At 71.2% G+C, this 21,773-nt stretch carries 22 protein-coding genes and 5 tRNA genes; 8 read left to right on the top strand and 19 right to left on the bottom strand.

Annotated features, from left to right (window positions below):
* Positions 1 to 155: 155 nt before the first annotated feature.
* Positions 156 to 341 (top strand): 50S ribosomal protein L28, encoded by a 186-nt coding sequence (gene rpmB, locus ACIRG6_RS29255; RefSeq protein ID WP_003993230.1) that lies wholly within the window; start codon positions 156 to 158, stop codon positions 339 to 341.
* A 175-nt stretch (positions 342 to 516) separates the two neighbouring features.
* Here the strand turns inward: rpmB and thiD are convergent, their stop codons facing one another.
* Entirely contained in the window at positions 517 to 1,320 is an 804-nt protein-coding gene (gene thiD / locus ACIRG6_RS29250) for a bifunctional hydroxymethylpyrimidine kinase/phosphomethylpyrimidine kinase (protein WP_364823741.1), read from the bottom strand.
* Positions 1,317 to 2,285 carry a thiamine-phosphate kinase gene (locus ACIRG6_RS29245; protein WP_189233042.1) on the bottom strand — a complete coding sequence of 323 codons (969 nt, stop codon included), beginning with the start codon at positions 2,283 to 2,285 and terminating at the stop codon, positions 1,317 to 1,319. The genes thiD and ACIRG6_RS29245 overlap by 4 nt, the downstream gene beginning before the upstream one ends.
* Before the next feature lie 226 nt (positions 2,286 to 2,511).
* Between ACIRG6_RS29245 and ACIRG6_RS29240 the strand changes: the two genes are divergently transcribed.
* On the top strand, positions 2,512 to 2,745 hold the full coding sequence (locus ACIRG6_RS29240) for an Lrp/AsnC family transcriptional regulator (RefSeq protein WP_077798922.1): 234 nt from the start codon (positions 2,512 to 2,514) through the stop codon (positions 2,743 to 2,745).
* Between the two features lie 20 nt (positions 2,746 to 2,765).
* Positions 2,766 to 3,248: a DUF3515 domain-containing protein gene (locus ACIRG6_RS29235; protein WP_364679924.1), complete on the top strand. Its 483-nt coding sequence runs from the start codon at positions 2,766 to 2,768 to the stop codon at positions 3,246 to 3,248.
* A gap of 21 nt (positions 3,249 to 3,269) precedes the next feature.
* On the opposite strand, the gene ACIRG6_RS29230 is transcribed toward ACIRG6_RS29235, so the two are convergent.
* The 3 genes from ACIRG6_RS29230 to ACIRG6_RS29220 form a co-directional block, all read right to left on the bottom strand.
* Positions 3,270 to 4,427, bottom strand: coding sequence for a D-alanine--D-alanine ligase family protein (locus tag ACIRG6_RS29230; RefSeq protein WP_364679921.1), 1,158 nt, complete (start codon positions 4,425 to 4,427; stop codon positions 3,270 to 3,272).
* Positions 4,428 to 4,519: 92 nt separating this feature from the next.
* Positions 4,520 to 5,530 (bottom strand): NAD(P)H-dependent glycerol-3-phosphate dehydrogenase, encoded by a 1,011-nt coding sequence (locus ACIRG6_RS29225; RefSeq protein WP_239763225.1) that lies wholly within the window; start codon positions 5,528 to 5,530, stop codon positions 4,520 to 4,522.
* Positions 5,527 to 6,336 carry a lysophospholipid acyltransferase family protein gene (locus ACIRG6_RS29220; protein WP_364679915.1) on the bottom strand — a complete coding sequence of 270 codons (810 nt, stop codon included), beginning with the start codon at positions 6,334 to 6,336 and terminating at the stop codon, positions 5,527 to 5,529. The genes ACIRG6_RS29225 and ACIRG6_RS29220 overlap by 4 nt, the downstream gene beginning before the upstream one ends.
* Before the next feature lie 143 nt (positions 6,337 to 6,479).
* Between ACIRG6_RS29220 and cofC the strand changes: the two genes are divergently transcribed.
* Together cofC and ACIRG6_RS29210 are read left to right on the top strand one after the other, a co-directional pair.
* Complete coding sequence (cofC, locus tag ACIRG6_RS29215; RefSeq protein ID WP_364823745.1) at positions 6,480 to 7,118, top strand: 2-phospho-L-lactate guanylyltransferase; 639 nt, start codon at positions 6,480 to 6,482, stop codon at positions 7,116 to 7,118.
* A gap of 9 nt (positions 7,119 to 7,127) precedes the next feature.
* Positions 7,128 to 7,331: a hypothetical protein gene (locus ACIRG6_RS29210; protein ID WP_225638673.1), complete on the top strand. Its 204-nt coding sequence runs from the start codon at positions 7,128 to 7,130 to the stop codon at positions 7,329 to 7,331.
* 93 nt (positions 7,332 to 7,424) lie between these two features.
* Here ACIRG6_RS29210 and ACIRG6_RS29205 read toward each other — a convergent pair whose 3' ends face one another.
* From ACIRG6_RS29205 to leuC, 4 genes are all read right to left on the bottom strand, one after another.
* Positions 7,425 to 8,084 carry an HU family DNA-binding protein gene (locus ACIRG6_RS29205; RefSeq protein ID WP_350723984.1) on the bottom strand — a complete coding sequence of 220 codons (660 nt, stop codon included), beginning with the start codon at positions 8,082 to 8,084 and terminating at the stop codon, positions 7,425 to 7,427.
* Between the two features lie 136 nt (positions 8,085 to 8,220).
* Entirely contained in the window at positions 8,221 to 8,451 is a 231-nt protein-coding gene (locus tag ACIRG6_RS29200; protein WP_161166288.1) for an SCO5555 family protein, read from the bottom strand.
* A 275-nt stretch (positions 8,452 to 8,726) separates the two neighbouring features.
* Positions 8,727 to 9,320 carry a 3-isopropylmalate dehydratase small subunit gene (gene leuD, locus ACIRG6_RS29195; RefSeq protein WP_225638675.1) on the bottom strand — a complete coding sequence of 198 codons (594 nt, stop codon included), beginning with the start codon at positions 9,318 to 9,320 and terminating at the stop codon, positions 8,727 to 8,729.
* A 5-nt stretch (positions 9,321 to 9,325) separates the two neighbouring features.
* Positions 9,326 to 10,753, bottom strand: a complete 1,428-nt coding sequence (gene leuC / locus ACIRG6_RS29190; protein ID WP_189233032.1) for a 3-isopropylmalate dehydratase large subunit — start codon at positions 10,751 to 10,753, stop codon at positions 9,326 to 9,328.
* A 196-nt stretch (positions 10,754 to 10,949) separates the two neighbouring features.
* Between leuC and ndgR the strand changes: the two genes are divergently transcribed.
* The gene (ndgR, locus tag ACIRG6_RS29185) at positions 10,950 to 11,666 is read left to right on the top strand and encodes an IclR family transcriptional regulator NdgR (protein WP_010984119.1); all 717 of its coding nucleotides are present in this window, start codon (positions 10,950 to 10,952) and stop codon (positions 11,664 to 11,666) included.
* 67 nt (positions 11,667 to 11,733) lie between these two features.
* Here ndgR and ACIRG6_RS29180 read toward each other — a convergent pair whose 3' ends face one another.
* Positions 11,734 to 12,273, bottom strand: coding sequence for a DUF4188 domain-containing protein (locus ACIRG6_RS29180; protein WP_403325005.1), 540 nt, complete (start codon positions 12,271 to 12,273; stop codon positions 11,734 to 11,736).
* A gap of 81 nt (positions 12,274 to 12,354) precedes the next feature.
* Here ACIRG6_RS29180 and ACIRG6_RS29175 point away from each other — a divergent pair, with 81 nt between their 5' ends.
* A complete protein-coding gene (locus tag ACIRG6_RS29175) occupies positions 12,355 to 12,999 on the top strand; it encodes a MerR family transcriptional regulator (protein WP_364823753.1) in 645 nt (214 codons plus the stop codon).
* A 46-nt stretch (positions 13,000 to 13,045) separates the two neighbouring features.
* Here the strand turns inward: ACIRG6_RS29175 and ACIRG6_RS29170 are convergent.
* The 9 genes from ACIRG6_RS29170 to ACIRG6_RS29130 all read right to left on the bottom strand — a co-directional run bounded on the left by ACIRG6_RS29170 (position 13,046) and on the right by ACIRG6_RS29130 (position 17,295).
* Positions 13,046 to 13,118, bottom strand: a tRNA-Glu gene (locus ACIRG6_RS29170).
* 28 nt (positions 13,119 to 13,146) lie between these two features.
* A tRNA-Gln gene (locus ACIRG6_RS29165) sits at positions 13,147 to 13,218 on the bottom strand.
* Positions 13,219 to 13,239: 21 nt separating this feature from the next.
* A tRNA-Glu gene (locus tag ACIRG6_RS29160) sits at positions 13,240 to 13,312 on the bottom strand.
* A gap of 62 nt (positions 13,313 to 13,374) precedes the next feature.
* Positions 13,375 to 13,447, bottom strand: a tRNA-Glu gene (locus tag ACIRG6_RS29155).
* 39 nt (positions 13,448 to 13,486) lie between these two features.
* Positions 13,487 to 13,558: transfer RNA gene (locus tag ACIRG6_RS29150), tRNA-Gln, on the bottom strand.
* A 92-nt stretch (positions 13,559 to 13,650) separates the two neighbouring features.
* Positions 13,651 to 14,385, bottom strand: coding sequence for an HAD family hydrolase (locus ACIRG6_RS29145; protein WP_403325004.1), 735 nt, complete (start codon positions 14,383 to 14,385; stop codon positions 13,651 to 13,653).
* 94 nt (positions 14,386 to 14,479) lie between these two features.
* Complete coding sequence (gene gltX / locus ACIRG6_RS29140) at positions 14,480 to 15,964, bottom strand: glutamate--tRNA ligase (protein WP_365020753.1); 1,485 nt, start codon at positions 15,962 to 15,964, stop codon at positions 14,480 to 14,482.
* The gene (locus ACIRG6_RS29135) at positions 15,957 to 16,733 is read right to left on the bottom strand and encodes a fumarylacetoacetate hydrolase family protein (protein ID WP_189233026.1); all 777 of its coding nucleotides are present in this window, start codon (positions 16,731 to 16,733) and stop codon (positions 15,957 to 15,959) included. Before ACIRG6_RS29135 ends, gltX begins: the two co-directional genes overlap by 8 nt.
* A gap of 373 nt (positions 16,734 to 17,106) precedes the next feature.
* Complete coding sequence (locus ACIRG6_RS29130; RefSeq protein WP_225638682.1) at positions 17,107 to 17,295, bottom strand: hypothetical protein; 189 nt, start codon at positions 17,293 to 17,295, stop codon at positions 17,107 to 17,109.
* Positions 17,296 to 17,897: 602 nt separating this feature from the next.
* Here ACIRG6_RS29130 and ACIRG6_RS29125 point away from each other — a divergent pair.
* The gene (locus ACIRG6_RS29125) at positions 17,898 to 21,770 is read left to right on the top strand and encodes a nitrate- and nitrite sensing domain-containing protein (protein ID WP_403325003.1); all 3,873 of its coding nucleotides are present in this window, start codon (positions 17,898 to 17,900) and stop codon (positions 21,768 to 21,770) included.
* Positions 21,771 to 21,773: the final 3 nt, after the last annotated feature.

The following is a 21,773-nucleotide window of genomic DNA, read 5'->3' as shown; positions in this document are numbered from 1 at the left end:
TACGGGAGCAGCCGTTGTATGCTGCTCCGGTTGCCCGATCTGATCGGGCTCTCCCCCTGGCACCGCCACTCAGATCACGGACCGTTCGCGCTCGAGATCCTGTCCCGGCATGCCGGGATCAACCGTAAGTGCATCTGAAGTCTTTGGAGTGACCCGTGGCTGCCAACTGCGACGTCTGTGGCAAGGGGCCGGGCTTCGGCAACAACATCTCGCACTCGCACCGCCGTACGTCCCGTCGCTGGAACCCGAACATCCAGCGTGTGCGTACCGTGGTCGGCGGGACGCCGAAGCGCGTGAACGCTTGCACCTCGTGCATCAAGGCCGGCAAGGTCTCGCGCTGACGCGTCCAGCTGAGCGCGCGGCCACTGCCCGGTCCGCTGCACTGAGCCGGTCCACTTCGGTGGGCCGGCTTTTTGCCTTGCCCGCAAACCTCGTCAGACGCAGGCATCTCCTGCCTTCCCGCATGCCGGCCGCCTTCTTCCAGCGGCCGACGTAGCAGGGTCTACCCCCCCGGCATCACGCCGGGGACGTGTCCTGCCGGAGCTCCCAGCCGTGATCCACGGGGCCGATGCCGCCACCGAGCGCGAATCCGGCCGCGATCGCGCCGGTGACGTACTCCTTGGCGGCCGTCACGGCCTCCGGCACCGACTGTCCCTTCGCCAGACCGCAGGCGACGGCCGACGCGAGGGTGCAGCCCGTGCCGTGCGTGTGCCGGTTGTCGAGGCGCGGGGCGCGCAGCCAGTGCTCCTCGGAGCCGTCCGTGAGCAGGTCCACGGCATCGCCGGACAGGTGCCCTCCCTTGATCAGCACCCAGCGCGGCCCGTACTCCAGCACGGCGGCGGCGGCCCGGCGCAGGTCCGCGTCGGACTCGACGCGCACGCCGGTGAGTTGCGCGACCTCGTCCAGGTTGGGCGTGGCCACGGTGGCCGCCGGCAGCAGCTTGGTGCGGACGGAGTCCAGGGCGGAGGCGGCGAGCAGCGCGTCGCCGTGCTTGGAGACGCCGACCGGGTCGACGACGGCCGGTGCGTCGGTGCCGCCGATCAACTCGGCGACCGTCTCGACCAGTTCCGCGGAGGAGAGCATGCCGGTCTTGACCGCCTGCACGCCGATGTCGTCGACGACGCTGCGGTACTGGGCGCGGACCGCCTCCACGGGCAGTTCCCAGGCGCCCTGCACGCCCAGGGAGTTCTGCGCGGTGACGGCGGTGAGCACGCTCATGCCGTGCGTGCCGAGGGCGAGCATCGTCTTCAGGTCGGCCTGGATGCCGGCGCCGCCGCCGGAGTCGGACCCGGCCACGGTGAGGACCAGGGGCGGCCTCATGCCTCGACCTCCCCGCCGAAGTGGTCCCAGCCGCCCTGGCTGGTCCAGGGCGCCCCGTCGACGGTCACCTGGGGCAGCGCCGAGGGGTTGAGGACCTCGCCGATCACCTTCCAGCGGGCGGGCAGCTTCACGTCCGGCGGGAACGTGGCCACGATCGCGTGGTCCTCTCCCCCGGTGAGCACCCACTGCATCGGGTCGACGCCGACGGCCTGGCCGATGTCGTTCATCTGGGACGGGATGTCGATCTGCCCGGAGCGGATGTCGATCCTGACCTTGCTGGCCTCCGCGATGTGGCCCAGGTCGGCGATCAGCCCGTCGCTCACGTCGCACATCGCGGTGGCGCCGAGCCCCGCGGCGGCCGGGCCCGCGTGGTACGGCGGCTCGGGGCGCCGGTGGGCCTCGACGAAGGCGCGCGGCGAGCGGAAGCCGCGGGAGAGCACGGCGAACCCGGCCGCGGACCAGCCGAGCCAGCCGGTCACCGCGACGAGGTCGCCGGGCTGGGCGCCGCCCCGGGTGACGGGCTCCTGGTTGCGCAGGTCGCCGAGGGCGGTGATGGACACGGTGATGGTGTCGCCGCGCACCACGTCGCCGCCGACCACGGAGGCGCCCGCGACCTGGCACTCGTCGCGCAGCCCGTCCATCAGCTCGGTCGGCCAGGTCACCGGGAGTTCGGCCGGCACGACCAGGCCGAGCAGCAGCGCGGTGGGCACGGCGCCCATCGCGGCGATGTCGGCGAGGTTCTGTGCCGCTGCCTTGCGGCCCACGTCGTACGCGGTGGACCAGTCACGCCGGAAGTGCCGCCCCTCGACGAGGATGTCGGTGCTGGCCACCACCCGGCGGTCGGGCGCGGCCACCACCGCGGCGTCGTCGCCGGGGCCGACCCGGACCGCCGGGGTGGACGTGAGACGGGAGGTGAGCTCCCTGATGAGCCCGAACTCCCCGAGCTCACCAACAGTGCCCTTCATGGCCTTACTCCCCTTCTGTCCCTGTCCGTGCCCGGTCGCGCGTCATCTCTGTCCTGGTTACGGTCGACATGGCCGTTGCCACGGTCGGCGTGGGCGTCAACCCGTGTCATCACAACACCCCGGCGCGCGGGCTCCGCGTCCCGCGGGTCTCCCCGCGGAGAGCGACGACGCGATACCGTGGCGTTCCTTTTCCCCACATGATCCTCGTGGCCGCTCTGGAGGTTTCGTGGTACAGGCGTACATCCTGATCCAGACGGAGGTCGGCAAGGCGTCGGCCGTCGCCGAGACGATCAGCAAGATCCCTGGAGTGATCCAGGCCGAGGACGTGACGGGACCCTACGACGTCATTGTCCGCGCCCAGTCCGACACCGTCGACGAGCTGGGCCGCATGGTGGTTGCCAAGGTCCAGCAGGTGGACGGCATCACCCGCACCCTGACCTGCCCGGTCGTCCATCTCTAGCCCCCGTCTACGCTGGGCCGGTGCACTCCTACCGTCACCGGCGCCTCCGCCTGCCCGCTCTCGCGTTGTTGATCGCCGCCGCAGGCTGCTCCTCAGCAGACGACAGCGTGTCGGCGGCGGTTCCCAGCCCGGACGCGAAGGTCACCAAGCTGTGTCAGAACCTGGACAAGGCGCTGCCGTCGACGGTGGACGGCCTGAACCGTGAGGATCCCGAGCCCGCCTCCGCCCTGACGGCGGGCTGGGGAAACCCGCTGATCATACTGCGCTGCGGGGTGGAACGGCCCGCGGAGATGAACGATCCGGAGGCCGACGGCGTCGAGGTCGACGGTGTGGGCTGGCAGCTGCAGAAACAGGAGAACGGGGCATTCCGGTTCACCACGACGCTGCGTGAGGCGTACGTCGAGGTGACCATCCCCAAGGACCGTGCCGGGCGCGGGATGGCGCCGTTGGTCGACCTAGCCCCCGCCGTGAAGAAGGCGATCCCCGAGGGGATCGCCTTCTGAGACAGCGGGGCCGGCCGTGGGTCAGCGCAGTCCCGTGGACCGTCGCAGCGCCGCCTGGACCAGCCGGTCCACCAGCTCCGCGTAGCCGACGCCGGTGGCCTCCCACATTTTGGGGTACATCGAGATCGGCGTGAAGCCGGGCATCGTGTTGATCTCGTTGATCACGAACTCGCCGTCCTCGGTGAGGAAGAAGTCCGCGCGCACCAGCCCCTCGCAGGAGGCCGCGTCGAACGCCCCGACGGCCAGCCGCTGGACCTCGGCGGTCTCCTCGGGCGTCAGCGGGGCGGGCACGACACCGGGCGTGGAGTCGATGTACTTGGCCTCGAAGTCGTAGTACGCGTGCGCCGAGGGCGGCGGGATCTCGGCGGGGACGGAGGCCCGGGGGCCGTCCTCGAACTCCAGCACCCCGCACTCGATCTCCCGGCCGCGCAGGGTCGCCTCGACCAGGATCTTCGGGTCGTGGCGGCGGGCCTCCTCGATCGCCTCGTCGAGTCCGGCGAGGCCGTCGACCTTGGTGATGCCGATCGAGGAACCCGCGCGGGCGGGCTTCACGAACAGCGGCCAGCCGTGCTCACCGGCGAAGTCCACGATCTTCCTGCGGGCGCCGGAACGGTCCTGCTCCCACTCGCGGGGACGGATCACCACATACGGGCCGACCTTCAGCCCGTAGGAGCTGAACACCGCCTTCATGTACTCCTTGTCCTGGCCGACGGCCGAGGCGAGCACGCCCGAGCCGACGTACGGCACGCCGGAGAGCTCCAGCAGGCCCTGCAGGGTGCCGTCCTCGCCGTAGGGGCCGTGCAGCACGGGGAAGACGACGTCGACCTCGCCCAGCGCCTTGGGCACCGAGCCGGGTTCGCTGAAGACGACTTCGCGGTTCGCGGGGTCGACGGGGAGCACCACGGTGCCCTCGGTCGAGTCGGCGAGCTGGTCGACGCTCGGGGTGCGCCGCTCGGTGATCGCCATGCGCTCCGGCTCGTCGGCGGTGAGCGCCCAGCGGCCGTCCTGGGTGATGCCGATCGGCAGGACGTCGTACTTCGTCCGGTCGATGGCCGCGAGGACGGCTCCGGCGGTGACCACGGAGATCCCGTGTTCGGAGCTGCGCCCGCCGAACACGACGGCCACACGCGGTTTGCGAGGCGGCTGCTCGGGGCTCTGGGGGAGGTTCTCGGTGCTCATATCGCGTTGAGAGTACCCGCCCGTAGGGCCGCGAGACAGCGTCGGCGGGGCCGCGTGGCGCGGGTGGCGCCCGGGTGCCGGTCCGGCGTCGCTCAGCGTCGTTCGGGCTTCGCGCTGCGCGACATCAGCTCCTTGACCGCGACCACCGGTGGCTTGCCCTCGTGCACGATGGCGACGACCGTCTCGGTGATCGGCATGTCGACGCCGTGCCGGCGGGCCAGATCCAGCACCGACTCGCAGGACTTGACGCCCTCGGCGGTCTGCCTGGTGACCGCGACGGTCTCCTCCAGGGTCATGCCCCGGCCGAGGTTGGTGCCGAAGGTGTGGTTGCGGGACAGCGGCGAGGAGCAGGTCGCCACCAGGTCGCCGAGACCGGCGAGTCCGGAGAAGGTCAGCGGGTCGGCGCCGAGGGCGACACCGAGCCGCGTGGTCTCGGCGAGGCCGCGCGTGATGAGCGACCCCTTGGCGTTGTCGCCGAGGCCCATGCCGTCCGCGATGCCGACGGCCAGCCCGATCACGTTCTTCACGGCGCCGCCGAGCTCGCAGCCGATGACGTCGGTGTTGGTGTACGGGCGGAAGTACGGGGTGTGGCAGGCGGTCTGGAGCCGCTGGGCGACGGCCTCGTCGGGGCAGGCGACCACGGCGGCGGCCGGCATGCGCGCGGCGATCTCCCGGGCCAGGTTGGGGCCGGTGACCACGGCGATGCGCTCGGCGGCGACCTTGGCGACGTCCTCGATGACCTCGCTCATCCGCATCGCGGAGCCGAGTTCGACGCCCTTCATCAGCGACACCAGGACGGTGCCGGGTGCCAGCAGGGGCGTCCAGTCGGCGAGATTGGCGCGCAGGGTCTGCGAGGGGACCGCGAGGACGGTGAAGTCGGCGTCGCGCGCGGCCTCGGCGGCGTCCGTCGTGGCCCGCAGGTTCTCGGGGAGTTCGACGCCGGGCAGGTAGTCCGGGTTGGTCCGGGTGGAGTTGACGGCGTCGGCGAGTTCGGCGCGGCGCCCCCACAGGGTCACGTCGCATCCGGCGTCGGCGAGGACCGTGCCGAAGGCGGTGCCCCACGATCCGGTGCCGAAGACGGCCGCCTTGACGGGCTTGCTCACGTGCCCTGCCCTTCTGTCTGCTTCCCCTGCGGCGCCTGCGCTTGCGCCGCCTGCGCCTGTGCCGCCTGCGTCTGTGCCTGCGTCCGGCGCCGCTGCTCGATCCGCTCGCGGCGCGGGTCGTAGGGGGTCTCGGGCGCCTTCTCGCCGCGGATCTCCTCCAGCTGGCGGGTGACGGCGGCCATGATGACCTCCGTGGCCTCCTTCAGCAGGTCCGCGGTCATCTCCTTGTCGTAGAAGCGCGACAGGTCGACCGGGGGCCCCGCCAGCACGCGGTGGGTCTTGCGCGGCAGCAGGTTGGGCTTCTTGGCATACGGGGGCAGCAGTTCGTTGCAGCCCCACTGGGCGACCGGGATCACCGGGCACTTGGTCTGCAGGGCGACGCGCGCCGCACCGGTCTTGGCGGTCATCGGCCAGCCGTCGGGATCGCGGGTGAGGGTGCCCTCGGGGTAGAAGGCGACGCACTCGCCGCGCTCCACGGCGTCGATCGCGGCCCGGAAGGCACTGAGCGCGTCCGTGCTCTCGCGGTAGACGGGGATCTGCCCGGTACCGCGCATCGCGGCGCCGACGAATCCCTTCCTGAAAAGGCCGCTCTTCGCGAGGAATCGCGGCACGCGGCCGGTGTTGTACTGGTAGTGCGCGTACGCGAAGGGGTCGACGTGCGAATTGTGGTTCACGGCGGTGATGAATCCACCGTCGGCCGGCATGTTCTCCATTCCCCGCCAGTCCCGCTTGATCAGAACCACCAGCGGCGGTTTGCAGATCACCGCGGCGAAGCGGTACCAGAAGCCGATTCTGCGGCGGGGCACGCGGACACCTTTCCTCCAGGGCCTGGGGCCGGACAAGTGTCGCCCCGGGCCGCCCGTCTGTCGAGAACACCGTACGCCCCGGCGAGTGGACCGCCCGATCCCCCAGGTGACAATGGCGGCGACGAGAGAAGGACGGAACGCCCGTGCAGTGGACCTTGGTCGTGCCCGTGAAGACCCTCGCCCGGGCCAAGAGCAGACTGGCCGACACCGCGGACGACGGGGTGCGGCCGGGCCTCGCCCTGGCGTTCGCGCAGGACACCGTGACGGCCGCGCTGGCCTGCCCGGCGGTGACGGATGTGGCAGTCGTCACGGACGACCTCCGGGCGGGCCGCGAGCTGGCGAACCTGGGCGCCCGGGTCGTTCCGGACGAGCCGGGCGGCGGTCTGAACGCCGCCCTGGCGCACGGGGCGGCGGCCGTACGGTCGGCCCGCCCCGAAAGCCCGGTGGCCGCACTGAATGCCGATCTTCCCGCTTTGCGGCCGGCGGAATTGACGCGGGTACTGGGGGCGGCCGCACAATTCCGGCGCGCTTTTCTCCCGGATGCGGCGGGAATCGGAACAACCCTGCTCACCGCCGCGCCGGGCCATGAATTGGCCCCCGCATTCGGCCCGGATTCCCGGGCCCTCCACCGCACGTCCGGCGCGGTGGAACTGCGTGTCGACGCGGTGGATTCCGTACGGCAGGACGTCGACACCGGCAGCGACCTGCGGACCGCGCTGGCGCTGGGGGTGGGACCTCATACGGCCGCGGTGGCGGCGCGGTTGCTGATCGCCGGGCAGTAGGCTGCGGACATGCAGGCGACCGCGTACACGTACGACCCCGACAGCCGCAGCGGGCAGGTACTGCTGGACGACGGCACCCCGGTGCCCTTCGACGCCGCGGCGTTCGACGCGGGGGGCCTCAGGCTGCTGCGGCCCGGGCAGCGGGTGCGCGTCGAGACCGAGGGGACGGGCGCGGACCGCCGGATCACGCTGGTGACGCTCCACACGTTCTGATCGGCCGGGCGCCGTAGGGCCCCCGGACACGCCGCGGGCCGGACTCCCGAGGAGTCCGGCCCGGCGCGTGGGTGCCCCTGTGCCCTGTGCCCGTTACTTCTTGCGGGCGGTGGCCTTCTTGGCGGTGGTCTTGCGGGCTGTCGACTTCTTGGCGGGGGCCGTCGTGGCCGTCGCCTTCTTCGCGGGGGCCTTCTTGGCCGCCGTCTTCTTCGCCGCGGCCGTGGTGCTCTTGGCGGCGGACTTCTTGGCGGGGGCCTTCTTCGCCGTCGTCGCCTTGGCCGCGCCGGCGGTCTTCTTGGCCGTCGTCTTCTTCGCCGCCGCGCTGGTCTTCTTCGCCGCGCCCGTGGCCTTCTTCGCCGCACCGGTCGCCTTCTTGGCGGCGGCCTTCTTGCCCGCGGCCTTGGAGATGGTGGGCGGCGGGCCGGACAGGCTGCCCTTGGGGGCCTTCTTGACCGCGATGTCGTTCTTCGGGAGCTTCTTCGAGCCGCTCACCAGGTCCTTGAAGCCCTGACCCGCGCGGAAGCGCGGCACCGAGGTCTTCTTGACCCGAACCCGCTCGCCCGTCTGGGGGTTGCGGGCGTAGCGGGCCGGACGGTCGACCTTCTCGAAGGAACCGAAGCCGGTGACCGAAACCCGGTCCCCCGCGACCACCGCACGGACGAGGGCGTCCAGGACCGCGTCGACAGCGTCGGCGGCCTGCTGCCTGCCACCGAGCTTGTCGGCAATCGCTTCTACGAGCTGCGCCTTGTTCACGTCTTCCCCTTCGGAGACATCGCCAGAACGAATCTGTTCAAGCCTTTTCGCACGTTAGGCAGATATATACCGCAAATCAAACACGAAACGGGCTAATCACCCTTGTGCCGCAACAGACTCGGCGGTCTCGGCCTGTTCAGCGTTCCTCGTCGGGGAATCGACCCTCGTCGAGGTCCGCGGTGAACCGGTCCAGACGCCTTGCCGCACCGGCGAGATCGTGTTTGGCCGCGGCCGTAATGACCAGCAGCTTCCGGGTCAGCGCCATCCGTACGCCCTCCGGGACTTGCAGTGCGCGCACTCTTGTGTGCGCTTCTTTCAGCCGGACCGCGACCGCCGCATAGAGCTCGAGTTGGCCGTCGTGTTCCATGCACAGATTGTGCCATCTGGGGCGAGTTGTCGCCTGCGCAGGGGGTAACTGGCGCCCCGAACGGCCTTCCGGGCACCTGCGGAGTCCCAGGTTCCACAGCTCATGTACCCCACCAATCACAGCCGTAACGTGGGAAGTTGACCATTCGACCGACGGCTTCGAGCGCGCACCGGGCCCGGACACAGACGTACCCCCGATCGGGCTGATCGGGGGTACGGAGGGGGGCGTTGAGTGGCCGGAACTCGACCTTGTGCGCAGCCGGAGGGGCCGCCGGGTCAGACCTGGAGCGTCTGCGGCTTGTACGACGGGCGCTTCGCCTCGTAGGCGGCGATGTCGGCCTCGTTCTGGAGGGTGATCGAGATGTCGTCCAGCCCGTTCAGCAGCCGCCAGCGGGAGTTCTCGTCCAGCTCGAAGGAGGCGGTGATGCCCTCGGCGCGCACCTCGCGGGCCTGGAGGTCGACGGTGATCTCGGCCTCGGGGTCCTTCTCCGTGAGCTCCCACAGCGCGTCCACGATCTTCTGGTCGATGACCACCGTGAGCAGGCCGTTCTTCAGCGAGTTGCCGCGGAAGATGTCGGCGAAGCGGGACGAGATCACGGTCTTGAAGCCGTAGTTCTGCAGCGCCCAGACGGCATGCTCGCGCGAGGAGCCGGTGCCGAAGTCGGGGCCGGCGACCAGGACGGTCGCACCCTGCCGCTCGGGCTGGTTGAGGATGAAGGACGGGTCCTTGCGCCAGGCCTCGAACAGCCCGTCCTCGAATCCGTCCCGCGTCACCTTCTTGAGCCAGTGGGCGGGGATGATCTGGTCGGTGTCGACGTTGCTGCGGCGCAGCGGGACGGCCCGGCCGGTGTGCGTGGTGAATGCTTCCATGACTCTCAGACTCCAGCGGGCGTGGGGGCGTCGGCGGACAGGTCGGCCGGGGAGGCCAGGTGGCCCAGTACGGCCGTCGCGGCCGCGACCTGCGGAGACACCAGGTGGGTGCGGCCGCCCTTGCCCTGCCGTCCCTCGAAGTTGCGGTTGGAGGTGGACGCGGAGCGCTCGCCCGGGGCCAGCTGGTCCGGGTTCATGCCCAGACACATCGAGCAGCCCGCGTGCCGCCACTCGGCGCCGGCCTCCTTGAAGACGACGTCCAGGCCCTCGGAGACGGCCTGCAGGCCCACCCGCGCGGAGCCGGGGACGACCAGCATCCGTACGCCGTCGGCGACTTTGCGGTCCCGGACGATCTCGGCGGCGGCGCGCAGGTCCTCGATGCGGCCGTTGGTGCAGGAACCTACGAAGACCGTGTCGACCTTGATGGAGCGCAGCGGCTGACCGGCCTCCAACCCCATGTACTCCAGGGCCTTTTCGGCGGCGAAGCGCTCCGAGGCGTCTTCGTACGAAGCCGGGTCGGGGACGGCGGCGGAAAGCGGCGCGCCCTGGCCGGGGTTGGTGCCCCAGGTGACGAACGGCGACAGCTCGGCGGCCTCGATGACGACCTCGGCGTCGAACTCGGCGTCGTCGTCGGTGCGCAGCGTCTTCCAGTACTCGACGGCCGCGTCCCAGTCCGCGCCCTCGGGGGCGTGCGGGCGGCCCTGGAGGTAGGCGAAGGTGGTCTCGTCGGGGGCGATCATGCCCGCGCGGGCGCCGGCCTCGATCGACATGTTGCAGATGGTCATCCGGGCCTCCATCGAGAGCTTCTCGATGGCCTCGCCGCGGTACTCCAGGATGTAGCCCTGGCCGCCGCCGGTGCCGATCTTCGCGATGATCGCGAGGATCAGGTCCTTGGCCGTGACCCCGTCGGGCAGCTCGCCGTTGACGGTGATCGCCATGGTCTTCGGGCGGGCCATGGGCAGCGTCTGGGTGGCGAGCACGTGCTCGACCTGCGAGGTGCCGATACCGAAGGCCAGCGCGCCGAAGGCACCGTGCGTGGAGGTGTGCGAGTCACCGCAGACCACGGTGGTGCCGGGCTGGGTCAGACCCAGCTGCGGACCGACGACGTGCACGACGCCCTGCTCGACGTCGCCCAGCGGGTGCAGCCGGACGCCGAAGTCCGCGCAGTTCTTGCGGAGCGTCTCCAGCTGGGCCCGGGAGACCGGGTCCGCGATGGGCTTGTCGATGTCGAGCGTCGGGGTGTTGTGGTCCTCGGTGGCGATGGTCAGGTCGAGCCGGCGCACCGGGCGACCGCTCTTGCGGAGGCCGTCGAAGGCCTGCGGGCTGGTCACCTCGTGCAGCAGGTGCAGATCGATGAAGAGGAGGTCGGGCTCGCCCTCGGCGCGCCGGACGACGTGGTCGTCCCAGACCTTCTCCGCGAGTGTCCTACCCATCGCTTTCCCTCCGGTCGGCGACAACGCACCGACCCAACTAGAGATCTTGAGGAGGCAGCGCCCTCACCCCTGATTCCGGGCAACCGCCGCCAGGCCCTTTCGTCACGGGCCGTTGGTGACTTCGTGCCATCCAGAGTGGCGTGTTCCACGGAAAATTGAACTTGCGTTTCACAGAGTGAGACGGGAGTATCGTTGCATGGACAACAGTAGCGGCGTCGGCGTTCTGGACAAGGCGGCCCTCGTCCTGAGCGCTCTGGAGTCCGGTCCGGCCACCCTCGCGGGGTTGGTCGCGGCGACCGGACTGGCACGACCCACGGCCCACCGCCTGGCCGTGGCGCTGGAACACCACCGTATGGTGGCGCGCGACATGCAGGGCCGTTTCATTCTGGGCCCGCGCCTGGCCGAGCTGGCCGCGGCGGCCGGCGAGGACCGTCTGCTCGCCACGGCGGGGCCGGTGCTCACCCACCTCCGCGACGTCACGGGCGAGAGTGCCCAGCTCTACCGCCGCCAGGGCGACATGCGCATCTGCGTGGCCGCGGCCGAGCGCCTGTCGGGCCTGCGGGACACCGTCCCGGTCGGCTCCACGCTCACCATGAAGGCCGGCTCCTCGGCGCAGATCCTCATGGCCTGGGAGGAGCCCGAGCGCCTGCACCGCGGCCTGCAGGGCGCCCGCTTCACGGCGACGGCGCTGTCCGGCGTCCGCCGCCGGGGCTGGGCCCAGTCCATCGGCGAGCGGGAGCCCGGCGTCGCGTCCGTCTCCGCTCCGGTGCGCGGCCCCTCCAACCGCGTGGTGGCCGCCGTCTCGGTCTCCGGCCCCATCGAGCGCCTGACCCGCCACCCGGGCCGGATGCACGCCCAGGCGGTCATCGACGCCGCCGGCCGCCTCTCCGAGGCCCTGCGCCGCACCGGCTGACCACACCCCACCGGCAGCCGACCGGGAACGGGCCCGCCTCAACGCCGCGGCAGGCCCTCCCCCGGTCTCACGCCTCCCGCGAGGCGGCTTTCCCGGGGTCCGCCTTCTCCCGCGACCGGTACGCGAACCGGTCCCGCGCACGCCGGCCCCGCTCCTCGATCGGCACCTGCCCGTGGGCCGCCGCGAGCCCGAAGGCCGGCATGTCGGCGTAGATCGACTCGTACGACCCCTCGGGCACGACGTAGGTCTCGTGCCACAGACCGACGTACTGCCGGACCCTTCCCGCCCGTTCCTTGCGGTTGATGATCCCCCAGACCCGGTAGTGGAACATGTCGGGCGCGTGCGCGTACCGGTAGAGCTTCTCCTTGGACTCCCAGTACTGGACGACGTAGTACGTGCGCGGCGACGCCGTCAGCAGGACGTGTCCCAGGAGCCCCTGGTCCGGGGCCTTCTTCAGCTCGCGCAGCATGCGGAGCATGGCGAGGAGGACCGGCAGCCAGTGGTGCACCGCCCAGAACCGGTTGATCCTCATGCCGATCAGCAGGACGGTCACCTCCCCCTCGGCGGCGGCGGTGGTACGGCCCGCGGTGACGGACTGGCCGGGCATGACGCCTCCCCGTGTGGGTGAGCGGCACTGTCCAGTGCCCCATGTTTGGATAGTGCTGGTATCCGAGGATGGGCGCAAGGGATGCGACTGGCCGATCTGAGCAAACGCAGCGGGGTCTCCACCGCGACGATCAAGTACTACCTGCGCGAGGGCCTGTTGCCGCCGGGCCGGCAGGTCAACGCGACGACGGCCGAGTACGGGGAGGAGCATCTGCGCAGGCTGCGTCTGGTGCGGGCGCTGATCCAGGTGGGCAAGGTGCCGGTGGCGACCGCGCGGGAGGTGCTCGGGCACGTCGACGACGACTCCCTGAGCCGCACGATCCGGCTGGGGGCGGCCCTGTGGGCGCTGCCGCAGGACCCCGAGCCGGACGAGGAGGACCCGGCCGTCGTGGCGGCACGGGCGGAGGTGGACCGCCTGCTGGAGATGCTGGGATGGGAGACCGCCCGGGAACTGGCCCCCCTCTCCCCGGTGCACCGCTCGCTGGTGGTGGCGGTGGCCGCGCTGCGACGGCTGGACTATCCCTGGGACGCGGAACTCATGGCGCCGTACGGGGAGTTGATGCACGAGGTGGCCCGGCGGGACCTGGACTTCATGGAGAGCCGGGCCTCGGAGGCGGAGAGGGTCGAGCTGGCGGTCGCGGCGGCGGTGCTCTTCCAGCCCGTACTGCGGGCGCTGCACCGGCTGGCACAGGAGGAGGAGTCGGCGCGGCGGTACGGCATCGAATGAACGCCCAAGGGGGCTCCCGCCTGAGCGGGAGCCCCCTTGGGACTCGTACCCCCGACCGGATTCGAACCGGCGCTACCGCCTTGAGAGGGCGGCGTGCTAGGCCGCTACACAACGGGGGCGTGGACACTGCGTTTCCGCAGGTCCGAGCTGGTCTACCTGGACTCGAACCAAGACTAACTGAACCAGAATCAGTCGTGCTGCCAATTACACCATAGACCAATGATGGTTTAGACCAGTCAGTACCCCCGACCGGATTCGAACCGGCGCTACCGCCTTGAGAGGGCGGCGTGCTAGGCCGCTACACAACGGGGGCCCTAGCGATCCTGCATCGAAGTCAGCGGGAGCTACCCTTGCTGTCCTCGCGGGAAGGATCTGTACCCCCGACCGGATTCGAACCGGCGCTACCGCCTTGAGAGGGCGGCGTGCTAGGCCGCTACACAACGGGGGCTTTGCGGATGGTCTCCGCGATGCAGATGAGCTCTGCGAGCTGGCCTACCTGGACTCGAACCAAGACTAACTGAACCAGAATCAGTCGTGCTGCCAATTACACCATAGGCCACTGGAACGCAAGCCCCTGCGGGGATCTTGTTCTAGCGTTGCGCCTCCGGTTCCCGGCCTTTCGGCCCGCTCCCCGGCGGCGCAGGAAGAACATTACCTGAAGGTGGACGGGGCTCCAAAACGGGTATCGCCGCCGAGGAGCGCGGGGAGTTCGGACAGGGACGCGATGCGGCGCGGCCCGGCGGGCGGGTCGACGGTCGCACAGGCGCCGCCGCGGTCGATCCAGACCGACAGCAGCCCGGCGTCGTGGGCGCCGCGCCCGTCGATCTCCGGGTGGTCGCCGACGTAAGCGACCTGGTCAGGGGCCAGCGACAGGGCCTCGCAGGCCGCCAGGAAGGCGCCGGGCTCGGGCTTGGAGACGCCCAGCTCGGCGGCGCACAGGATCGCCTCGAAGCGGTCGTGCACGCCGAGGACCCGCAGCTTGCGGTCCTGGACGGTCAGACTGGAGTTGGACAGCACGGCGTGTCGGTGGCTGGCGGAGAGGGCGTCGAGGACCGGCAGGACGTCGGGGAAGAGGGACCAGGCGGCCTCGTAGTACGTGACGTAGCGCTGGAACCAGTCGTCGGCCTCGGCGTCCGTCAGGTCCGGGCGGCCCAGGAAGACCCGGGTGCGGTCGCGCCGCTGTGTGACGAAGTCCACCTCGCCGGCGGAGAAGCGGGCCCACTGCCGGTCGGTGATCTCCCGCCAGCGCACGAGGGCCTCCTCGGCCGACCCGTATCCGGCGAGCAGGCCCTCGGCCACCAGGTGGGCGCGCATGCCCTCGCGGTCGGCGGTGGTGTAGTCGAAGAGCGTGTCGTCGACGTCCCAGACCACGGCGCGAATGTTCATGATCCGACGGTAACCCCGGCACCCGGGTCCCGTCCGCCGCAACGGTGAGGGGCGGCACCCGCTCCGGGTGCCGCCCCTCACACGGGTACGGGTGTTACGCCGCGAGCCTCGCCAGCGCCGCGTCGATGCGGGCCAGTGCCTTCTCCTTGCCCAGGACCTCCAGGGACTCGAAGAGGGGCAGGCCGACCGTGCGGCCGGTGACGGCGACGCGGACGGGAGCCTGGGCCTTGCCGAGCTTGAGGCCGTGGGCCTCGCCGGCGGCCAGGACGGCCTCCTTGAGGGACTCCGGGGACGTCCAGTCGGCCGCGTCCAGCTTCTCGCGCGCCGTGCTCAGCAGGGCGTCCGAGCCCTCCTTCATGGCCTTGGTCCAGCTGGCCTCGTCGAAGACCGGCTCCGGCAGGAACAGGAAGTCGACGTTGTCCGTGATCTCGGAGAGGACCTTCAGGCGGGTCTGCGCGTGCGGCGCGATGGCCTGCCACTTGGCCTCGTCGAAGTCCTCGGGCGCCCAGGGGGCGGCGGGGGCCTTCAGCCAGGGGCGGCAGCGCTCGGTGAAGTCCTTCACCTCGAGCATGCGGATGTGGTCGGCGTTGATCGCCTCGCACTTCTTCAGGTCGAAGCGGGCCGGGTTGGGGTTCACGTCGGAGATGTCGAAGGCGGCGACCATCTCGTCGATCGTGAAGATGTCCTGGTCGGCGGAGAGCGACCAGCCGAGCAGGGAGAGGTAGTTGAGCAGGCCCTCGGGGAGGAACCCGCGCTCGCGGTAGAGGTTGAGGCTCGACTGCGGGTCGCGCTTGGAGAGCTTCTTGTTGCCCTCGCCCATCACGTACGGCAGGTGGCCGAAGGCCGGGATCTCCTTGGCGACGCCGAGCTCGATCAGCGCCTTGTACAGGGCGATCTGGCGGGGGGTGGAGGAGAGCAGGTCCTCGCCGCGCAGGACGTGGGTGATCTCCATCAGGGCGTCGTCGACCGGGTTGACCAGCGTGTAGAGGGGCGCGCCGTTGGCGCGGACGATGCCGTAGTCCGGGACGTTCTCCGGGAGGTACGTGATCTCGCCGCGGACCAGGTCGGTGAAGGTGATCGTCTCGTCGGGCATCCGGAAGCGGACGATCGGCTCACGGCCCTGCGCCTGGTACTCCTCGACCTGCGCGGCACTCAGGTCGCGGCAGTGTCCGTCGTAGCCGGAGGGCTTGCCGGCGGCGCGGGCGGCCTCGCGACGGGTGTCCAGCTCCTCCTGGGAGCAGTAGCAGTGGTAGGCGTGGCCGGCGTCGAGCAGCTTCCGGGCGACGTCCTTGTAGATGTCCATGCGCTGCGACTGGCGGTACGGCGCGTGCGGGCCGCCGACCTCGGGGCCCTCGTCCCAGTCGAAGCCCAGCCAGCGCAGCGAGTCGAGCAGCTGGTTGTAGGACTCCTCGGAGTCGCGGGCCGCGTCGGTGTCCTCGATGCGGAAGACCAGCGTGCCCTGGTGGTGCTTGGCGAACGCCCAGTTGAACAGGGCGGTGCGGACCAGGCCCACGTGGGGGTTACCGGTGGGGGACGGACAGAATCGGACGCGTACGGGGGAGCCGGGTGCGCTAGCCACGCTTGACAACCTTGTTGGTGAGAGTGCCGATGCCTTCGATGGTGACGGCGACTTCGTCGCCGACGTTGAGGGGGCCGACTCCGGCCGGGGTGCCCGTGAGGATCACGTCGCCGGGGAGCAGCGTCATGGCCTCGGAGATGTTGACGATCAGGTCCGCGATGGGGTGGATCATCTCGCTGGTGCGGCCGAGCTGGCGCTGGGCGCCGTTGACCGTGAGCTGGATCGTCAGGTCGTCCGGGTCGAGGTCCGTCTCCACCCAGGGGCCCAGCGGGCAGGAGGAGTCGAAGCCCTTGGCGCGGGCCCACTGCTTCTCGCGGCGCTGCACGTCGCGGGCGGTGATGTCGTTGGCGCAGGTGTAGCCGAGGATGACGTCCTTGACACGGTCGCGCGGGACCTCGCGGCACATGCGGCCGATGACGACGGCGAGCTCGGCCTCGTGGTGCAGTTCCTCGGAGAAGGAGGGGTACTGGATGGCGTCGCCGGGGCCGATGACCGAGGTGGACGGCTTGAAGAAGGCGAACGGGGCGTCGGGCACCTCGTTGCCGAGTTCGCGGGCGTGCTCCGCGTAGTTGCGGCCGAAGGCCACGACCTTGTTGGGGAGCACCGGCGGCAGCAGCCGTACCTTGCTCAGCGGCACCTTGGTGCCGGAGAGCTCGAAGTCCGCGAAGGGGATGCCCTTGATGATGTCGAGGACGAGCTCGTCCGGCTGGTCGCCCTCGACCGCGCCGAAGGCGACGTTTCCGTCGATGGAGAACCTGGCGATGCGCACGGGTGGTGTGGCCCCTTGACTGAGCTGGCTGGAGTCTGACGCTCCAGGCTAACGCGGCGGGCCTGTCCGGCGGATCAGGCCGGAGGAACGCGGCGTTGCCTCACCGGCACAGGTGAGCGGGGCGGCGGGGGTCCCTCCCGCCCGAGCGCAGCCGAGCGTACGGCCGAGGCGGAGGGGAGGCCGATGCGGAGCACCGGGGGCGAGGACAACGCCGCGGATACGCGTGCCACTCCCCGCGTCCTTGGCACGATCCGCCGAGGCAGGCCCTGGGGGCGGGCGCCTCGCGCATGACCCGCCGTGGCTCCGCGGGGAGCGGTGGCGCGGGCGCCCGTGTGCGGCCGGCCGGCTGAACATCGCGCGGCCGGGGGGCGTACTACTCTGCGGCGGAGGCCGCGACGGGGATCTCCATGAGGACCGTGCGCCGGGGGTTGGCGGTCTGGGTGGGGAGTTCGACGGCGTGCTCGCGCTGTTCCGGCGTCTGCAGTTCGTCGGCGCCGTCGAGGTGCGCCAGCGTCGTGCGTCGCGGGTTGGCGATCTTGTGGAACATCATCGTCGTCTTCACGGTTGTACGAGACCCTGTCGTGTGCGGGCGCCGGGAAGGGGCAAGTGACCCCTGCGGGGGCGCGGGTTGTCGGTTTTGCCTTCTCTGTAAAGCGTCAGGCTAAACATGCAATTCCCGGCCGAACCCAGGAGAGCCGGTGAAGGGCGTGTGAGTTTGCTCACTTATCAAGGGCCAAAGCGGTCAATTCCGACGGGCACCGCACCCCGACGAAACCGACATTGACTCCCTGAAGCCATCATTCCGCTGCTGATCATCTCGACTGGGACACCGCTTACCCCACGGCGAATCGCGGGCATACGTCCGCTTTGCGGGTGATCGTTTTCTACCGGCCGTGAAGCGGTCCTCACGTGCTGTCACGTATGCCGCGGCCTGGCCCACGGGCCTTGTTGGAGATCCGGCACTGTGCTGGAATTCCACGGACCGCCGCAGGATCGAGCCGGCGCACCGGGGGCGCACCACAGCGCCGGGCGGCGGCACGAAGGGGGAACCAGCGCCGGTCACTCACGACCACCACGGGGGCGTATTCAGGGCGCCCCTATGACGCCGACACCGTGCTCAGCCGTTCACGCGGCCGGGTGCCTGGTCCAGAGGTTGCGACGCTAGTGCAGGGACGTTTCAAGAGGGATGGCAGCGCTTCGGCGGAGCCGGAGCCGCACGGCGGGAATGGCCCCAGGGCCGTCAGCTCCTCGCCCCAGCACGCCCAGAACCCGGGTCAGGCCCAGTCCGGCGACGGCGGCGACCGCTCCGGGCGCCCCGGTCAGGGAGCGAAGTCGTCGGCTCCCGCCCAGAAGCCGCCCGCGAAGCCGGCCACGGGCTCGACCGGCCCGGGCCCGCGCATAGCCCTGCGCAACTGGCGGATCTCCACCCGCCTCGTGTCGCTGCTCGCGCTCCCGGTGGTCGCGGCCACCTCGCTGGGCGCGCTGCGCATCAACGAGTCGATGGACAACATCCAGCAGCTCGACAACATGAAGCTGCTGACGGAGATGACCAAGCAGGCCACCGAGCTGGCCGCCGCGCTCCAGGAGGAGCGCGACCAGTCCGCCGGCCCCCTGGCGCACGGCTCGACGTCCAGCGCGATCGCCGTCAAGGGCGACCGGGAGAAGACCGACCGGGCGCTGAAGAACTTCCTCGACCAGTCCGAGGAGATCGACGCCGCCAGCAAGGACGGCAACCTCGTCGGTGTCCGCGACAGCCTCGTCGGCCTCGCGAGCGATCTGAACGACCTGAACAAGATCCGCGGCACCGCCTACGCGGCCAAGAAGAACTCGACCCAGACGGTCGAGGCCTACCACCGCCTGATCACCAACCTGCTCGACCTCTCGCAGGACATGGCGGAGGCCACCAGCAACCCCGAGATGATCCAGCGCACGCGTGCCCTGGCGGCCTTCTCCTCGGCCAAGGAGTACGCGTCCATCCAGCGCGCGGTCCTCGCGGCGGCGCTTCCGGCGAGCAACACCACCAAGGGCGAGCTCTCCGAGAACGACCGGCTCTACGCGCAGTCCGCGCTGCAGAGCCAGACCTCCGAGATCCGCAGCTTCAGCAGCATCTACGGCGACGGCGCCGAGGACCTCCTCAAGCCGATCTCCCAGGGCAACCCGGTGATCGAGTCGTCCGACCAGTACGCCGGCCGCGCCTTCAGCCGGGTCAACGGCCTGTCCCAACTGGACGAGCGTTCCTACCAGGACTGGCTGGACGACAGCTCCACCAAGATCCAGCAGATGAAGAACATCGAGCTCCGCCTGCTGGAGGACATGGAGCAGAAGGCCCGCGAGCTGCGCAGCGAGTCCGAGCAGGAAGCGATCATCTCCGGTGTGCTGATCCTGCTCGTGCTCGGCGTCTCGCTGGTCGGCGCGTTCGTCGTGGCCCGGTCCATGATCCGCTCGCTGCGCCGCCTGGAGGAGACCGCGACCAAGGTCGCCCAGGACCGTCTGCCCGAGCTGGTCAAGCAGCTGTCCGAGACCGACCCGCAGGACGTGGACACCTCGGTGGAGTCGGTCGGTGTGCACTCCCGGGACGAGATCGGCCGGGTGGCCGCGGCCTTCGACGACGTGCACCGCGAGGCGGTCCGCCTCGCCGCCGAGCAGGCCCTGCTGCGGGGCAACGTCAACGCGATGTTCACCAACCTCTCGCGCCGCTCCCAGGGCCTCATCCAGCGTCAGCTCTCGCTCATCTCCGAACTGGAGTCGCGCGAGGCCGACCCGGACCAGCTGTCCTCGCTGTTCAAGCTCGACCACCTCGCCACGCGTATGCGCCGTAACGGTGAGAACCTCCTCGTCCTCGCCGGTGAGGAGCCCGGCCGCCGGTGGACCCGCCCGGTCCCGCTGGTCGACGTGCTCCGTGCCGCCGCGTCCGAGGTGGAGCAGTACGAGCGCATCGAGCTGGCGGCCGTGCCGACCACCGAGGTCGCCGGCCGCGTGGTCAACGACCTCGTGCACCTCCTCGCCGAGCTGCTCGAGAACGCGACCTCCTTCTCCTCGCCGCAGACCAAGGTCAAGGTCACCGGTCACGCGCTGCCCGACGGCCGGGTGCTGATCGAGATCCACGACACGGGTATCGGCCTCTCCCCCGAGGACCTGGCCGCGATCAACGAGCGGCTCGCCTCGCCGCCGACCGTGGACGTCTCGGTCTCCCGGCGCATGGGTCTGTTCGTGGTCGGCCGCCTGTCGCAGCGCCACGGCATCCGCATCCAGCTCCGTCCGTCCGACTCCGGCGGTACGACCGCGCTGGTCATGCTGCCCGTCGACGTCGCCCAGGGCGGCCGCAAGCCGCAGCCCAAGCCGGGTCAGCCGGCCGCGGGCAGCGGCGGTCCGGCCGCCGCACAGGCCGCGGCGGGTGTCGCGGCGGCCCGGCGCGGTGGCCAGGGCGGCGGCGCGCTCGGCGGTGGCGGCGCCTTCGGCGGCGGTGCCTTCGGCGGCGGCAACGGTGGCGGCGGTGCCCTCGGTGCCGGTGGCCAGGGCGGCGGCCGGCTCGGCGCCGGTCAGGGACCGCGGGCCGCACTGCCCGGCCGGGACGGCGGCGGTCGTCCGGGGGCGCCGGGTGGCGCGCATGGGCCCCAGTCCCCCGCGGCCCCGAACCAGCAGGGCCGTCCGGCTCCGGCCGGTGCCGGTGAGGCGCCCGGTGCCCCGCAGGGTCTGCAGGCCGCGGGCATGAACGCCCCCCAGGGCCAGGACGCCTTCGGCGGCCGTGCCCCGGTGCCGCCGCAGCGCGGCAAGCGCAGGAACAAGGGCAACGGCGATGCCGAGCAGGGCCGTCGTCCGCAGCTGCCGCCGCGCGGCGGTCCGCGGGCCGAGCTGCCCGGCGGCAACCCGCAGCCCCGCGTGCCCAGCTGGAGCGACGAGAACGCACAGCCGCCGGTGCCCCGCGCCTCGCTGGACGCCCCGCGCGGCCACGAGGAGCCGGACTCGTCCCGGACGGACCGGACGCCGCGTCACGGTGACCAGCAGGGTCCGGGCGCGACCGCCGAGATGCCGGCGATCCCCCGGCACGGCGAGCCCCAGGGCCCCGGCACCACGGCGCAGTTCGCCCGCCCGGACTTCGACGCCCCGGCCCCGCGCCAGGACGACCCGCAGAACACGGGCCGGTTCGCCCGGCCCGCCGCGGACCCGTACGGCCGCGACGGCTCGAACGCCCCGCACAACGACCAGTTCTCGCGGCCCGGGCCGGCCGCCCCGCAGCACGACGGCGGGCCGTTCGTCCGCTCGGACGTCTTCGGCGGGCAGCCCGGCCACCAGGGGACGAACGACCCGGCCTCGACCGGCCAGTTCCCCGGCGCCCCGGCGTACGGCGACGGCTCGACCGGGCAGCACCGCCTGCCGGACCGCCAGGACCCGGCCGCCACCGGCCAGTACGAGCGTCCGCAGGCCAACGGCGCCCACGTGGGCAACGACTTCGGCGCCCCGCGTCCGCCGGCCCCGCAGCAGCGGCCCGCCCAGCAGGAGCGTCCGGCCCAGCAGCAGCCCGGCCACGGTGCCCCGGCCCAGCAGCGGCCGGCCGACGGATGGGCCCTGCCGCCGGCCTCCGGTCCCGGCGACGGACGCACTCCGCTGTACGACACGCTGGAGACCAACTGGTTCCACGGCGACCGCCGGGACGGGGCGGAGAACAACGCCCCCGCGCCCGCGTCCGCCCCGGAACCGCAGGCCCAGCCCCAGACCCCGGCGGCCCCCCAGCGGCCCGCCGGCTCCGCCTGGCGCAGCTCGCCGAACGACGACCTCGTCCGGCAGGCCGAACGCGTCCGGCAGCCCGCGGCCGGTGGTGTCACCACCTCCGGCCTGCCACGCCGGGTACCCCGGGCCAACCTGGTCCCGGGCACGGCTCAGCAGCAGTCGCACCAGAACGGTCCGCAGGTATCGCGCGCGCCCGACGACGTGCGCGGCCGGCTGACCAATCTCCGTCGGGGAATCGCACAGGGCCGTCAGGCCGGTACCAACCAGACCGGCAGCTATCCGCGGCCCACTCACCAGCAGGAGCGTTAGTTG

The sequence above is a fragment of the Streptomyces flaveolus genome, from assembly GCF_044765825.1.
In the GTDB taxonomy this organism is placed as follows: domain Bacteria; phylum Actinomycetota; class Actinomycetes; order Streptomycetales; family Streptomycetaceae; genus Streptomyces; species Streptomyces flaveolus.
Note: the sequence above shows the minus strand (reverse complement) of the source record. Positions and strands in the feature narration are given on the sequence as shown.